The 14,190-nt window shown below is 66.8% G+C and carries 13 protein-coding genes; 7 read left to right on the forward strand and 6 right to left on the reverse strand.

Annotation, left to right across the window (positions count from 1 at the left end; genetic code table 11):
- Positions 1 to 13 precede the first annotated feature (13 nt).
- From ACW17U_RS14995 to ACW17U_RS15005, 3 genes are all read right to left on the reverse strand, one after another.
- Positions 14 to 541 (reverse strand): DUF6702 family protein, encoded by a 528-nt coding sequence (locus tag ACW17U_RS14995; RefSeq protein ID WP_062143502.1) that lies wholly within the window; start codon positions 539 to 541, stop codon positions 14 to 16.
- The gene (locus tag ACW17U_RS15000; RefSeq protein ID WP_492053485.1) at positions 538 to 2,970 is read right to left on the reverse strand and encodes a M1 family metallopeptidase; all 2,433 of its coding nucleotides are present in this window, start codon (positions 2,968 to 2,970) and stop codon (positions 538 to 540) included. Before ACW17U_RS15000 ends, ACW17U_RS14995 begins: the two co-directional genes overlap by 4 nt.
- 91 nt (positions 2,971 to 3,061) lie before the next feature.
- The gene (locus ACW17U_RS15005) at positions 3,062 to 5,071 is read right to left on the reverse strand and encodes a TonB-dependent receptor (RefSeq protein WP_492053486.1); all 2,010 of its coding nucleotides are present in this window, start codon (positions 5,069 to 5,071) and stop codon (positions 3,062 to 3,064) included.
- A gap of 145 nt (positions 5,072 to 5,216) precedes the next feature.
- Between ACW17U_RS15005 and ACW17U_RS15010 the strand changes: the two genes are divergently transcribed.
- The 7 genes from ACW17U_RS15010 (at position 5,217) to ACW17U_RS15040 (ending at position 12,263) form a co-directional block, all read left to right on the forward strand.
- On the forward strand, positions 5,217 to 5,582 hold the full coding sequence (locus ACW17U_RS15010; RefSeq protein WP_174515170.1) for a DUF4870 family protein: 366 nt from the start codon (positions 5,217 to 5,219) through the stop codon (positions 5,580 to 5,582).
- Positions 5,583 to 5,585: 3 nt separating this feature from the next.
- Positions 5,586 to 6,002 (forward strand): DUF4870 family protein, encoded by a 417-nt coding sequence (locus ACW17U_RS15015; RefSeq protein WP_492053488.1) that lies wholly within the window; start codon positions 5,586 to 5,588, stop codon positions 6,000 to 6,002.
- A 139-nt stretch (positions 6,003 to 6,141) separates the two neighbouring features.
- On the forward strand, positions 6,142 to 7,116 hold the full coding sequence (locus tag ACW17U_RS15020; protein ID WP_492053490.1) for a tetratricopeptide repeat protein: 975 nt from the start codon (positions 6,142 to 6,144) through the stop codon (positions 7,114 to 7,116).
- Between the two features lie 399 nt (positions 7,117 to 7,515).
- Positions 7,516 to 9,561, forward strand: a complete 2,046-nt coding sequence (locus ACW17U_RS15025) for a TonB-dependent receptor plug domain-containing protein (protein WP_492053492.1) — start codon at positions 7,516 to 7,518, stop codon at positions 9,559 to 9,561.
- Positions 9,562 to 9,718: 157 nt separating this feature from the next.
- Positions 9,719 to 10,225, forward strand: a complete 507-nt coding sequence (locus tag ACW17U_RS15030) for a MarR family winged helix-turn-helix transcriptional regulator (RefSeq protein WP_062151162.1) — start codon at positions 9,719 to 9,721, stop codon at positions 10,223 to 10,225.
- Positions 10,222 to 10,923: a response regulator gene (locus ACW17U_RS15035; RefSeq protein WP_492053494.1), complete on the forward strand. Its 702-nt coding sequence runs from the start codon at positions 10,222 to 10,224 to the stop codon at positions 10,921 to 10,923. The genes ACW17U_RS15030 and ACW17U_RS15035 overlap by 4 nt, the downstream gene beginning before the upstream one ends.
- Entirely contained in the window at positions 10,923 to 12,263 is a 1,341-nt protein-coding gene (locus ACW17U_RS15040; RefSeq protein WP_492053496.1) for an ATP-binding protein, read from the forward strand. The genes ACW17U_RS15035 and ACW17U_RS15040 overlap by 1 nt, the downstream gene beginning before the upstream one ends.
- A 122-nt stretch (positions 12,264 to 12,385) precedes the next feature.
- Here ACW17U_RS15040 and ACW17U_RS15045 read toward each other — a convergent pair whose 3' ends face one another.
- The 3 genes from ACW17U_RS15045 to ACW17U_RS15055 form a co-directional block, all read right to left on the reverse strand.
- Positions 12,386 to 12,928: a TetR family transcriptional regulator gene (locus tag ACW17U_RS15045; protein ID WP_492053498.1), complete on the reverse strand. Its 543-nt coding sequence runs from the start codon at positions 12,926 to 12,928 to the stop codon at positions 12,386 to 12,388.
- Positions 12,929 to 12,992: 64 nt separating this feature from the next.
- Positions 12,993 to 13,877 carry an SPFH domain-containing protein gene (locus tag ACW17U_RS15050; protein ID WP_062143474.1) on the reverse strand — a complete coding sequence of 295 codons (885 nt, stop codon included), beginning with the start codon at positions 13,875 to 13,877 and terminating at the stop codon, positions 12,993 to 12,995.
- Positions 13,867 to 14,121 (reverse strand): hypothetical protein, encoded by a 255-nt coding sequence (locus ACW17U_RS15055; RefSeq protein WP_492053500.1) that lies wholly within the window; start codon positions 14,119 to 14,121, stop codon positions 13,867 to 13,869. Before ACW17U_RS15055 ends, ACW17U_RS15050 begins: the two co-directional genes overlap by 11 nt.
- Between the last annotated feature and the right edge of the window lie 69 nt (positions 14,122 to 14,190).

Here is a 14,190-nt window from a genome sequence, read left to right on the forward strand (position 1 = left end):
GACCTGCCGGCCCTCAGCGGGTCTCGAGCACCAGGGCGTCGAGTCTCTGAACCTCATCGGCCTCCGCGCCGCTGAACACCAGGGTGCGCGTGATGCCCAGCCGGCGGATGTTCACCTGGTTGACCTCGTCGCCATAGACATCGGCAAACATCGCGGCCCGCACGTCGACGGGGCCGGTCACATCTGAGGGACGCGTCTGGCCGCTGTACTCGAAGCGGACCTCGGACGCCCCCAGGGTGAGGTCCTTCAGGGTCAGGCTCACCGTTTCACCGTTGATCGCCAGGGCGAAGGTCTCGCCCATATGGGCCTTGAGGGCCTCGACCGCGTCAGGATCGTCGAGGCTGGCCTGGGCCTCAGGCGCGATCTGGGCCAGGGCCGGTTCAGCATCATGGGCCGCGACCCGGTGGCTGACCCGGACCCCGCCCGTCCGGGCGTCGATCTCCACGACGCTCAGCACGCCATGGCCCCGATGCGCGGCCGCCGGCAGCGGGGCCAGGACGAGTCCTGCCGCCAGCCAAAGGGCGGCCGCGCGGGCGATCACTTGGAGCCTTCGTCCTTCTTGGGCTCTTCCGCCGGAAGGGTTCCCAGACCGCCGGGCTCGACCTTGAGATTGGCGTCCTTCATGCGGTTGGTCGCATCCGGTGCCTTCTGGATCTTCAGGGTCAGGGGCGTGATGGCACCCTCATAGATATTGTTGCCGCGATCGGCGTCGGCGGTTTCCCAGAGCGGATCGATCTGGGCCCCCTTCAGTTCCTTGGGCGAGACGTGCTGCCAGGTCACCTGCCGCGAATTCTTGCGCCAGATCTCGGCCGGGATGCGGACGGTCTCGCTGGTGCCGTCGGTGAAGTCCATCTTGACGATCACCGGCATCACCAGGCCGCCGATGTTGCGGAAGGTGAAGCGGTAGAGATTGTCCTTGAGGTCCTGGGCGGCCTGCTCCTCGGGCGTCAGGTCCTCACGGGCCGACTTGGCCTTCTTGCGCGCGCTCTCGAACACCGTGAACTGGTCATTGGCATTGTAGAAGTCGCGGACCTTGGGGTCGCGGTCGATGACCGTCGTGCCGCTGTTGTTGGCGGCGGTGCGGGACTCCGGCTCGATGGCGTTCGCAGCCTTGCGCACGGCGGCTTCGACATCGGGATCGCCGCTGTCCAGGCGGGCCTTGACGACCTTGTCCAGCGCGATGTCGACATGGTCGGTCGAGTAGAACCAGCCGCGCCAGAACCAGTCGAGATCGACACCCGAGGACTCTTCCATGGTGCGGAAGAAGTCATACGGGGTCGGGTGCTTGAAGCGCCAGCGGTTGGAATACTCCTTGAACGCCCGGTCAAACAGTTCGCGGCCCATGATGGTCTCGCGCAGGATCACCAGGGCCGTGGCCGGCTTGGAATAGCCGTTCGGACCAAACTGGATCACCGAGTCCGACTGGGTCATCAGCGGCACCTGGTCCTGGCTGACCATGTACTCGACAATGTCCTTGGGCTCGCCGCGACGCGCGGGGAACTTCTTGTCCCACTGCACCTCAGCCTGGAATTCGAGGAAGCTGTTGAGGCCCTCGTCCATCCAGGTCCACTGGCGTTCGTCGGAATTGACGATCATCGGGAAATAGTTGTGGCCGACCTCGTGGATGACCACGCCGATCAGGCCGTACTTGGCGCGCTCGGTGTAGGTCAGGGCACCGGTCTTCTTGTCCTTCACCGGCCGCGGGCCGTTGAAGCTGATCATCGGATATTCCATGCCGCCGACCGGGCCGTTGACCGACTGGGCCACGGGATAGGGATAGGCGAAGGTGAAGTCCGAATAGACCTTCAGGGTGTGGGCGATCGACTTGGTCGAATAGGCGTCCCACAGGGGGCGGGCCTCCTTGGGGAAGAAGGACATCGCCATCACGACCGGATGCTCTGCCGACGGGTCTTCCTGCTTCACGCCCAGGGCGTCCCAGACGAACTTGCGCGAGCTGGCCCAGCCGAAGTCGCGGACATTGCTGGCCTGGAAGATCCAGGTCTTCTCGGTCTTGGCCTTGCCCTTCTCGGCCGCTAGGGCCTCTTCGGGCGTGACCACATAGACGGGCTCGCTGGCCGTGCGGGCCTTGGCAAGGCGCTCGCGCTGGGCAGCGCTCAGGACGGCGGCCGGATTCTGCAGCACGCCGGTGGACGAGACCACGTGGTCGGACGGCACGGTCAGGGCAACGCGGTAGTCACCGAATTCCAGGGTGAACTCGCCGGCCCCGAGGAAGGCCTTGTTGTGCCAGCCTTCATAGTCCGAATAGACCGCCAGGCGGGGGAACCACTGGGCTCCTTCATAGATGCAGTTGCCGTCCTCACCCTTGCCGGTGAAGCACTCATAGCCACTGCGGCCGCCGACGACCTTGTTCTCGACCATCGGCAGCGACCATTCGATCGTCAGCTTCGTCTCGCCGCCATTGGCGCGGACAGCGGACGGCAGATCAACGCGCAGCAGGGTGTCGACGACGGTGAACTTCAGCGGACGGCCCTGGGCGTCCTTCACCGACTTGATCGTGAAGCCGCCTTCCCACTCCTTGAAGCGCTGGATGCGGCGGACCTGACCCAGGCTGATGCTGTCGCCCGAGACGGTCTCGGTCAGCTTGCTGATCGAGTCGCGCTTGTAGTCCTGGTCCAGCAGCAGCCACAGATAAGGGAGGCTGTCGGGCGAATTGTTGCGATAGGTGATCGAAGCCTTGCCGGTCAGCAGCTTGGAATCTTCATCCAGGCGAACGGCGACGTCGTAGTCGACCTTCTGTTGCCAGTAGCGATAACCCGGTGCGCCCGCGGCATTGCGATAGTCCGTCGGGGACGGCCAGTCCTCGCCTTCCAGCTGCCGGAACTTGTCGTCGAAGGGGGCCTTGGTCTGCCGGATGGCGTCGGCCTGGGCGACGGAAGTCAGGGTTACGGCGAGCGCCGCAGCGATAACGCCGGCGACGGCGTAACGGATAGAACGCGTGGACAAGTTCAAAAGCCCCCTGGACATGGCCGCCCGTGTGACGTCACGGCGCGACCTTGGCGAGGGTCGCGGAGAAAATCACCCTGTTTTTTATTGTCCGGGGTCAGAAGTTGATCTTTAGGCCTGCCCGCAGCGTCCGGGGCTCGACAGGATGGAAATGGACATCCTCCACACCGCCGGCGGGCTCGTTCGGCAGCCGCGAGGCATAGGCGTAGGCTATGTCGTCGGCCTGGCTATCCGTCAGGTTCAGCACCTCGACCATCAGGCTGACCGGCCCCAGGGTCTGGACGAAAAGGGCATTGACCAGGCTGCTGGGCCGCGAGCGCAGCGAATTGTCCTCAACCAGGGCCGCCGAGCCCAGACGTCGCCAGGTCAGGGACAGGGTCGAGGCGTCCGCTATCCGCCAGGTGGCACCGGCGCTGATCACCTCGCCTATGGCATTGGGAATCCGGTCGCCTTCAGGCGGAGCGCCGGTGAAGCGGGCATGGGCGGCGGCATAGGCACCCGACAGGCTCAGGCGCTGGGTGGGCCGCCAGTCGGCCATGAGCTCCAGGCCCCGGCGCCGGGTCGCACCGCTGGCCTCGGTGAAGCCGGCGTCGCCGACATAGACCAGCTCCGAATCGACCTTCAGAGCCCAGGCCGCCGCCGTCAGGGTCAGGGTCCTGGCCTGCCAGCGAAGTCCGAGCTCTGCGCCGTCGGAAGGCGACAGCAGCGGGGCCTGCTCAGCCGCCGCGCCGCTGGCCGGATCGACGGTGATCACCGCCCCGCGGGCATCATTGGAGTGAAAGCCGCGCCCGGCATTGGCATAGAGCTCAAAGGTCTTTGACAGCCGCCAGGCCAGGGCCAATTTGGGGCTGATCAGGACCTCGGAGACGGTTCCCGAATTGCGCGGATCGCCGGCCTCGACCCGGGCCCCCATTGCATCGGCGCGCAGGCCCAGGGTGACATCCAGCTGGCCCAGGTCCCGCGAGGCCTCGCCCCAGACGGCCGTGGACCATTCCGTCAGTGCGTCCTGTCGCACGGTGGCCCGCCGGACCCGGGCCGTCGTGCGGTAGAGGCCGACCTTGCCGATGTCATCGACCCGGGCGGAAACGCCGGTCCGGGCGCTCCAGCCGTCGCCGAGCGCCCAGCGCTTGGTCAGGGCCCCGCCATAGATCCAGCGCTGGTCGACCTGCTGGAACTGGTCGCCATGCACCGGATCCTCAAGGGCATAGGTAAAGTTCGAAAACAGGTCGAGCCGATAGCGCTGGGCATAGACCACGGTGTCGAGGCCGTTCAGCAGATCGCGGCGGCGGGCCGAGACGATGTAGCGCGAGGTCTCTCCGCCATCCGTTGCGTCCAGTGTGTCAAGGCGGCCGAGAGTGCCGGCCTCGACGGCCCGGCGCGGGATCTGGTCAGTGGCCGTCCAACGGGCATCATAGGCCAGGGCCGTGACGGACCAGCCTCCGACGAGGCCCCGGCCCAGCAGATTGACCTTTCTGAGGTCCTCCGGCGTGGTCCAGGGCCCGCGCCCGCTGGACAGGTCAGCAGCGATCATGACCTCGGGACTGAGCGCCCGGGAGCCGACGACGCGATAGTAGTCGTCCTGACCTGCCCAGGCCTGCAGGCCGTCGCCATGCAGGTGATCCGCCGTCTCGAAGGCGACCGCGGCGACGGTCGCGAAGTCACCGTTCTCGGCCGAATAGGGCCCCTTGCGGAAGCTGATGTCGTGGACGAATTCCGGGGTCAGGATGTTGAGATCGAGATAGCCCTGACCATGGCCATGCGACGGCAGGTTCAGCGGCACCCCGTCGAGCGAGGCGGCGAGATCCGTGCCATGGTCTAGATTGAAGCCGCGCAGGAAGTACTGGTTGGCCTTGCCGGCCCCCGAATGCTGGGTCGCGGCCAGGCCCGGCACCGCTTCCAGCAGCTCGGCGGGACGTAGCAGCGGCCGAATGGCGAAATCGGCATAGGCAATGCGACCCTCGCTTGCCGAGGTGGCACGGCCCAGCTCATGGGCGCGACGCCCCCAGACCGAGATCGGCTCGACCTCCTGGGAGTTGGCCAGGGCCGGGAGGGCGAGAGGGATCAGGGTCCCCAGCAGCAGGAGAGCAAGTTGTCGGGCCTGTGACATGCCGTCTCTTACCGAGCCGGCGGCGATCCGCCCAGAGCGGCCGCAGAGTTCGGATAAACGCAGGGTTACGGGACCTTCATTTGCATCGTCCGTCGATAAGGACGATCCTTGGGCCAACGCTGTTCTCCAGGACACAAGCCCCGCCGTGACCGATCTCGACCCCGCCGTTCCACCGGCCCTGCAGGATGACAAGACCCTGCCGGTCGTCGTCTATGCCCTGACCCTGGGCGGGCTGATCACCGGGGGCGTCACCAGCGTCATCGCCGTGATCCTGGCCTATGTCAGCCGCAAGGGCGCGCCCGACTGGCTGCAGAGCCACTATGTCTTCGCCATTCGCACCTTCTGGCTGTCGCTGCTGTTTGCCCTGGCCGGCGGACTGCTGAGCGTGATCGGAATCGGCTTCGTGATCCTGGCCGCGGTCGGCGTCTGGCTGGCCGTGCGCTGCATCATCGGCCTGTCCTATCTGCTCAAGGGTCAGGCCTATCCCACCCCGCAAAACTGGATGCTCTGAGTCATGACCGATGTCTCCGCTCCCGCCCCGTCGCCCGTGATCCGCGCCGAAGAGGACAAGGTCCTGCCGGCCGTCGTCTATGGGCTTTACCTGCTGGGCTTCGCCAGCTGCGCGGCCACTACGGTGGTCGGGCTGATCGTCGCCTATGCCAACCGCAGCGCGGCCGGCCCGATCAATGAGAGCCACTACACCTTCGCCATCCGCAGTTTCTGGCTGACCATCGGCTGGTTCCTGATCGGCCTGGCGATGTTCATCCTGGGTCTGCCCCTGTCGCTTCTGCTGGTCGGCATCCCGGTCGTGGCAGCCGGCGCCATGATCATGGGCCTGGTCGGGGTGTGGTTTGCGATCCGCTGCGGCGTCGGGATCTACTACCTGGCCAAGGGCGAAGCCTATCCGCGACCCAGGACATGGCTGATTTAAAGGCAGCCTCTGCCTGCGCTGCCCGCACCCGCGTCGTCTTTCCAGACCCACTTCCCCTGCCAGTTGAGACGGCTCGACGACGCAGGCCCGCTCGGCTGACCTGTTCCTCCTGGCGAATGGACGTCTTGGAGGGGGCGGCATGCTGGCTCGCATCGTAGGGATCATATTGGGGACGATCCTGGCGACGTCGGGATATGTAGTTGCAGGCTGGGGACAGCTGGGAAGCTGGGCCGCGCATCTCGATCTCGGACCTTTCGAGCCGCATCGACCATTGGCCGGCGCGGCGGCGGCGATACTCGGGGGAGTACTCGTCGTCGCCGCCCTGACCCCGCGCCCCAGGCCCAAGTCCCGCAGGAAAGGCCCGGTCGCCCTGGACCTCGACAGCGGACTGGTCGCGATGCCGGTATTGCTGGCCGAGCCCGTTCCGGACGCCCCGCCGATCGTCATGCCGGTTCTACAGGCCACGCCCGTGCCGCCTCCGCCGCCTCAGCCGGCCGCACCGCCCAAGCCTGCGGCGGCCGAGAGCTTTGCCCAGCTGCGCGAGCGCATGGTAGCCCTGACCCGGTCCGAAGCCTGGAACGACGCGGCCAGGGCGCTGCTGGCCATGAAGACGGCCGCCCGCGGCGACCGCGAACTGGCCATGGTGCATCGCGACCTTGGCGATTTCGCGCGCGGCCAGGGCCAGCTGGACGACGCCGCCGAGGCCTATGAAACGGCCGTCTCCTATGCCCGCGATGCCCTGCGGGCCGCCCCCAACGACATCAATGCCATGGAACTGCTGGCCGGTACCCTGGCCGGGGTAGGGGATGTGGCGGAGATCGAAGGGCGGCTGGACGACGCCCTCTCGGCCTTCGAAGAATCCCTGGCCCTGCGGCGCTCCAGCGGCGGGCGCGAGGCCCATGACCCCGGTGCCCAGCGTGCCCTGTCGGTGTCGCTGGAACGCCTGGCCGACCTGCGGGAAGACCGCGGCCACCGCATGCGGGCCCTGGATCTCTATCGCGAAAGCTATGACGTCGCCGCCCGTCTGGCGGCCCGCGACCCGACCCGTTTCTCCTCGGACCTGGAGTCCACGCGCCAGAGACTGGCCGAGCTGGAAGCCCGCATCGCGACCTGAGCCGGGCCGGCAGCCTGTGGACTCGGGCGCTCAGCATGGATCTTTCGCCCGCCGACCGAGCAAGGCTGCAAAAGCACCGCAGCGGCCTCTAGGCCTAGAGTGAGCCGCTACAGGACCAAAAGGCCACCGGCCCCGGCCTGAGACTACAAGCATCGTCAAACACTGGCTCCGACCCGTCTTCCATGCGGAATCTGTGGATGACCCCGGTAGTATATTTTAAATCTATGAATTTGTACTTCAATTCGTAGTAAAAATTGGATCGTCGCGAAATCAAGATCAATAAATAGAACATGAAAATCGTGTAATGATTTCATGAACTGAACAACCTTTCTCCCTTGTAACTTGAGATGAAGACGCAGTATCGGCAGAGCTCTCCTCCTGAAGTTCGAGGGGACACTGATGACCAGAACCATCCTGCTGGCCACGACGGCGCTGATCCTGATGGCCGGCCCGGCCCTTGCCGTCGCAGCGCCCCAAACGTCAGAGACCCCGGCCCCCGCCGCCGAGGCAAACCAACGCGGAGTTCTGGTCTTTCAGCCGGACTTCTTCGCCGCTCAGCGCCCCAACACCGCCATGGACATGGTCAGCCGCGTGCCGGGCTTCTCGGCCAATGACGGCTCCGGCGCGCGCGGTTTCGAGGGCGCGGTCGGTAACATCCTGATCAATGGCAATCGGCCGGCCTCAAAGAACGACACCGGCTCCAGCGTCCTGTCACGCACCCCCGCCAACCAGGTCGAGCGCATCGAACTGATCCGCGGCGGGGCCGCCGGCATCGACATGCAGGGCTATTCGGTGATCGTGAACGTGATCCTGAAGTCCACGGCCAGCCGCCAGTCGATCCTGACCCTCAACGGCCAGCTGTTCGACGGCGGGCATGATGTTTTCGGCGGCTCCTACCAGTTCACGGCCCGTGAGGGCGACCGTAGCTGGGGCGTGACCCTGTCGGACGGCATGGGAACCAGCGATTCCAACGGCCCGGGCCGCACGATCCGCCGCGATGGTACCGGCGCTGTGACCCGCGATGAGGCCTATGTGAATGACAGCTGGGGTGGCGGCAACGCGATCCGCGGCAATTTCAATGGACCCGTGTTGGGCGGAAAGCTGGACGCCACGGCCCGCTATGGTGTCGGCGACTGGCAGAACTGGTCCGTGCAGCGCTCATCAGCGGCCCTGCGCGAGAACAGCTATGCCTATGAGGACCGGGAAGGCGAGCTGGGCCTGACCTATACCCGTCCCATCGCGCCGCGCTGGTCTATGGAAACCCGGGCGATCCACGAGTTCGAGATCTCGGAAGACGTCTCGAGCGGCCAGGAAAGCCTGGGCGGCGTCGCGCGGCCGCAACAGCGGTTCAGCTCGCAGGGCGAGTCCTCGGAAACCATCTTCCGCGCCCTGGTGCGGCACGAGCGCTCGGCCGCCCTGACCTTCGAGGCCGGCGGCGAGGTCGCCTACAACATGCTGGAGGTCGAGCAGGCCTTTACCCAGGGCGGCGTGGCCGTGCCCCTGCCGTCAGCCTCGGTCAAGGTCGAGGAAACCCGTGGTGAAGCCTTCTCCAAGGCCACCTGGCAGATGAACCCCAAGCTGACCCTTGAGGGTGGTCTGCGCCTGGAAACCTCGACCATCAAGCAGTCGGGCGACGCGGACCACGAAAAGAGCTTCTTCTTCGCCAAACCGCGCTTCCTGGCCACCTGGACGCCCATGGAGAAGAACCAGGTCCGCTTCCGGTTTGAACGCGAACTGGGCCAGCTGGATTTCGACGATTTCGCCGCCTCGGCGGAACTCGATGACGACACTGTCTATGGCGGCAATGTCAATCTGGAGCCGGAGCAGCGCTGGATCTCGGAGCTGACCTATGAGCGCCGGTTCCTGGGCGAAGGCATCGTCTCGGTCGGCTATCGCCATGACGAGATCATCGGCGTGATCGACCGCCTGCCCCTGCCGGGCGGTCTTTCTGCCACGGGCAATATCGGCGACGGCACACTGGACCGCCTGTCGGTCAATATCGTCGTGCCTCTGGACCGACTGCACATTCCGGGTGGTCGTTTCACCTTCAAGAACGACTGGAACGAGACCAGTGTGGTCGATCCGACCAGCGGCAAGAAGCGTCCTATCTCGGGCGTCCGGGCCAGCCAGGCCAATGTCGGGTTCCAGCAGGACCTGACGCGCTACAAGCTGCAATGGGGGGTCAACTGGCTGCCGCGCCTCGGCCAGGGCACCTATGATCCGGACCAGACCGTCGTCTGGCGCGGCGCGGGCTATTACGAGAGCTTCGTCGAGTACAAGCCGAGCCCGACCCTGGCGCTTCGGGCCCAGCTGAACCTCTGGGACGATTTCACGGTCCGTCGGACGGTCTATGCCAACCGCACCACCCGGGCTGTGGCCTTTGTCGAGGACCGGGCGATCGATCCGCGCACCTTCGTCTCGCTGCGCCTGCGCAAGACCTTCTGAGCCCAGCGACCTTGCACTCCAGCATGGGCCGTCCGGGAGCGATCCCGGGCGGCCTGGCCGTTCTGGGCCACCTCGCCTTGCGGCCTCCGCCGATCTCGGCCACCGTAGGGCCCTGACCTCCTGACAGCCTGACGAAAACCCGGTGGACCCCAAGGCGATGATAGCCCCTCTGCAGCAAGGCGCGGCCGATCCCCGGCTCATCCTGCGTGACGAGGAGCTGGATAGCGGCCTGGAGCTGATCCTGCTGGCCGAGGCGGCCCTCTGGGCGGCGGTCGATGGGGCCCTGGAAGCCGAAGGCCTCGGCCTCGGACGATCCCACTGGCGCGCGGCCTTCCTGCTCCGACGCCGGCCCGGCATCGGCGTGCAGGACCTGTCAAAACTGACCAGCCTCTCGAAACAGGCCGCCAGCCGCACCCTGGCGGACCTGGCCCGGGCCGGCCTGGTCGAACGGGCCTCGGGCGATCTGGACGGCCGCCGCAAGCCCGCGGTGCTGACCGAGCAAGGCCTGGCCTTCGAGGCCCGCACCGCCGAGCGCCTGCGCGCCCTGCTGGCCAAGGCCTATCGAACCGGCGGCCTCGACGGCGTGGCCGGCACAAGGCGCATCCTGGCCGCCCTCGCGGGTCCGAGACAGGGCGTGGGTCCAACCCGTAGAGTGGTGGCATGACACCCGAAGAACGCCGCGACCGTCACCTGCTGGTCGTCGATGATGACGACCGCATTCGCAAGCTGCTCAAGGAGTACCTGGTCCGGGCCGGGTTCCGGGTCAGCACGGCTGCCGATGCGGCCGGGGCTGACAGGCTTTGCGCCGCCCTGGACTTCGACCTGATGGTGCTGGACGTGATGATGCCCGGCGAAGACGGCCTGGCCTTCACGCGGCGCCTGAGGGCGAAGGGCGGCGAAACCGCCCGCACCCCGATCCTGATGCTGACCGCCCGCGACCAGACCCAGGACCGCATCGAGGGGCTGAGCCTCGGGGTGGATGACTATCTGGGAAAGCCCTTCGAACCGCAGGAACTGCTGCTGCGGATCGAGGCCATCCTGCGCCGGACCACCGCACGGCCGACCGGCCCGCGGGCCCTGTCCCTGGGACGCTGCGCCTTCGAACCCGACCGCGGCGAGCTGACCTGTGACGGCCAGCCCGTGCGCCTGACCGAGGCCGAGGTCGCCCTGATGCGCCGTCTGGCTCGCGCGGTGCATGAGCCGGTCGACCGGCTGGATCTGGCCCGCGACACCGCCTACGCCACCGGCCGCGCCATCGACGTCCAGGTCACCCGCCTGCGCCGCAAGATCGAGCCCGACCCGAAGAACCCGCGCTATTTGCAGACGGTGCGGGGCATTGGCTATCGGCTGGCCCCGGATTGATGCGCCTGCGCGCCAAGCTCTACATCCCCCGCCAGATCAAGCGCTGGCTGCCGACCTCGCTGTTCGGACGGTCGCTGCTGATCATCGTCCTGCCGGTGGCGGTGATGCAGATCGCCGTGACCTGGGCCTTTTTCGACGCCCACTGGCAGACTGTGAACAGCAAGCTGTCCGAGGGGCTGGCCGGCGACATCGCCTGGGCCGTCGCCAGCTACCAGGACGATCCGAGCCCCGAGGCCGTCGTCAAGCTGGCCGCGCGCGCCGAAGAATCCCTGGCCCTGTCCATCGCCTTTCAGAAGGGCAAGAAACTGCCGACCGGGCGTCGCACCTCGCTTCTGCCGGCCCTGGATCGCTCGTTGCAGGACGCCCTGGCCGACCGGCTGATCGCGCCCTTCTGGTTCGATACCACCCGCTACACCGCCTATATCGACATCCGGGTGCAGGTGGAGGGCGGGGTCCTGCAGATCTACGCCCTGCGCGATCGGGCCTTCGCCACCCAGGGCCATATCTTCATCCTCTGGATGGTCATGGCGACCCTGCTGCTGACGGCGGTGGCCATTCTGTTCATCCGCAACCAGGTGCGGGCCATCGAGCGCCTGGCCGATGCGGCCGATGCCTTCGGTCGCGGCGGGGACATCGACTTCAAGCCCCATGGCGCGCGCGAGGTGCGGCAGGCCGCCATGGCCTTCCTGGCCATGAAGGCGCGCATCCAGCGCCATATCGAGCAGCGCACCGCCCTGCTGGCCAGTGTCAGCCATGACCTGCGCACGCCCCTGACCCGACTGAAGCTTGAGGTGGCCCTGGCCGAACCGTGCGAGCGGATGGACGCCATGAAGGGCGACCTCTCGGAAATGGAGCACATGATCGACGAATACCTCGCCTTTGCCCGCGGCGAGGGCGGGGAGACGCCCCAGACCGTCGATCTGACCGATCTGATCGGCGGCGTCGTGGCGGCCGCCGTCCGGACCGGCGCGGCAGTCGAGGCCGAGATCGCGCCCGACCTGGTCGTGGAACTGCGGCCCAATGCCTTCCGGCGCGCCCTGGCCAACCTGATCGACAATGCTGCCGCCCATGGCGAACACGTCAGGGTCTCGGTCGCCGCGCGGATCACCGGCGGGGTGGAGATCCTGGTCGACGACGATGGCCCGGGCATTCCGGAAGACCGCTATGAGGACGCCTTCAAGCCGTTCAACCGGCTGGATGAGTCCCGCAACCAGAACGAAAAGGGCGTCGGGCTGGGTCTGGCCATCGCCCGCGACATGGCGCGGGGCCTGGGCGGGGACCTGGTGCTGGAACGCTCACCGATGGCCGGTCTGCGGGCGGTGATGCGTTTACCGGGCTAGTTCGGACGGCGTAGACCCTCCCCCTCTGGGGGAGGTGGCCTGGAGGGCCGGAGGGGGCATCGCGGCCTAAGCCGAGAAGTCCGCCTCAGTCGCTCCGCGACAGCTCCCCCAACGGGGGAGCCTCAAAACCCCGCCCCGATCTTGCTGAGCCGCTCGGCCAGCAGCTTCAGCCGCTTGTCCAGCTCGGCCATGGTCCGGTTCAGGGCCCCTTCGTCATCGCGCCAGACCTGGACGGTCCGGGCCCAGACCGCCGTCATTGCGGCCAGGCGGACCGGCGTGGCCTCGACGCCTCCCGCCTCGAGAATAGCCCGCGCAGTCTTTGGAAAGCGCAGGGCGGACACGACCACGCCTTCCGACGCAGCGATGGCGATCAGCGCGGCACGATGTGGCTCCATCGCCTCGAGCCGCGCCATGGCCGCATCGAACAGCCGGTCATGGGTCGAGGCGTCGTCGGCCGAGACCGTTCCGAGGGCGGCGCGATCGAAGCGGGTCGACAGATGGGCCAAAACCGCGCCCTTGCCCGAGGCCAGGGCGTAGAGCTCGGCGAACGGAACCTCCGCCTTCAGCGCGATGTCACGCAGGGCGATGTGATGCCAGGGCTTGTCAGCCGCCAGGGCCAGGGCGGCGGCGGCGGCGCGATCGAGGAGGTCTTCAGCGGCGGTCATGCCTCTTCAGATGGCGGGCACCGGGGACGATGGCAAGGCGATGCGCGTCCCCGGCGACTTCAATTCAGTCGATCTTCACGAACGGCGTCGAGGAGCCGGTGACCTTGGGCAGGACGCCATCCCACTTCTCGATCGCCTGCTGCTGCAGGACCTGGGGGTTGGAGCGGAGTGCCTCGCCCTTGATCCGGATAGCCTCGGCCTCACCCTTGGCCTTGGCCACGGCGGCATTGGCCAGGGCGGTTTCCTTGGCCTCGAGCGCCTTGGCGGCCAGGGCTTCCTGCTCCAGCTGGGTCTTGCGCTGCATCTGGTCGATGACGGCGGTCGGGTAGCGGATCGAGCCGATCCAGTCCATTTGCGAGACCGTCACCCCGTGCTTGGACCACTTCCCGGCGACCCTGGCGAAGGCCTTCTGGATCACCATCTGGCGACCCCCGCTATACAGGGTCTCGACCCCGACCTTCTCGGCCTCGGCCGCCACGGCCGAGCGGACATCATTGCGGATCGGGCCATCGAGCAGCTGGTCGAAGGTCAGGCGATAGGTCTGGTAGAGATTCGGGGCCGAGGCCGGATTGACCTGCATGGTTACCGAGACATCGGCGGTCATCGGCAGGCCGGTATTGTCGGAGAAGGTGATCTCCTCGTTCTCATTGCCGCGCTCGTCCTTCTCGCGCGTGTAGCTGTAGGTACGCTGGATCACCGGATACTGGACGATCCGCTCGCCGATGCCGCGGAAGTACCAGCGCGCCGGCAGGGCTTCCGGCGACACCCCGGCCCCGGAGCCGAGGGTCTTGATCTTGACCCCGACATTGCCGGGCTCGACCGTGGTGCTGTGCGACAGGATCTGGCAGCCGCCGGTCATCAGGACCAGCACGCCGGCCACGATCACCATGGCATTGCGGAAGGAGGTCGGAGTGATCGACTTGCGGGCGAAGGCGGGCTCAGGACTCATGATTTTGGGTCTCACGGTTGACGGGGGATAGGCCCCTGGCGACGTCACGAACCATCAAGCGGGCCAGCCAGGCCAGGCCCAGCACGCCGCCCGCCCCCGCCAGAACGGCACCGATCAGACCCAGATCCGAGGCTGAACCCCAGAGGGGCCCGACCACGAGCCTGAGCCAGGCGATCAGGACCGCGAGGAAAAGGATGACATAGGCGACGGCCCTGGCGAGGCTGAAATACTGCTTGTCGGTCATGCCCCCTCCGGCGGGTTGCTGCACGGATCTGACCACGACCTTAGACTGTAGCGCTCGCCTGGCGAGTGA

Source organism: Caulobacter sp. AVps16 (genome assembly GCF_058681455.1).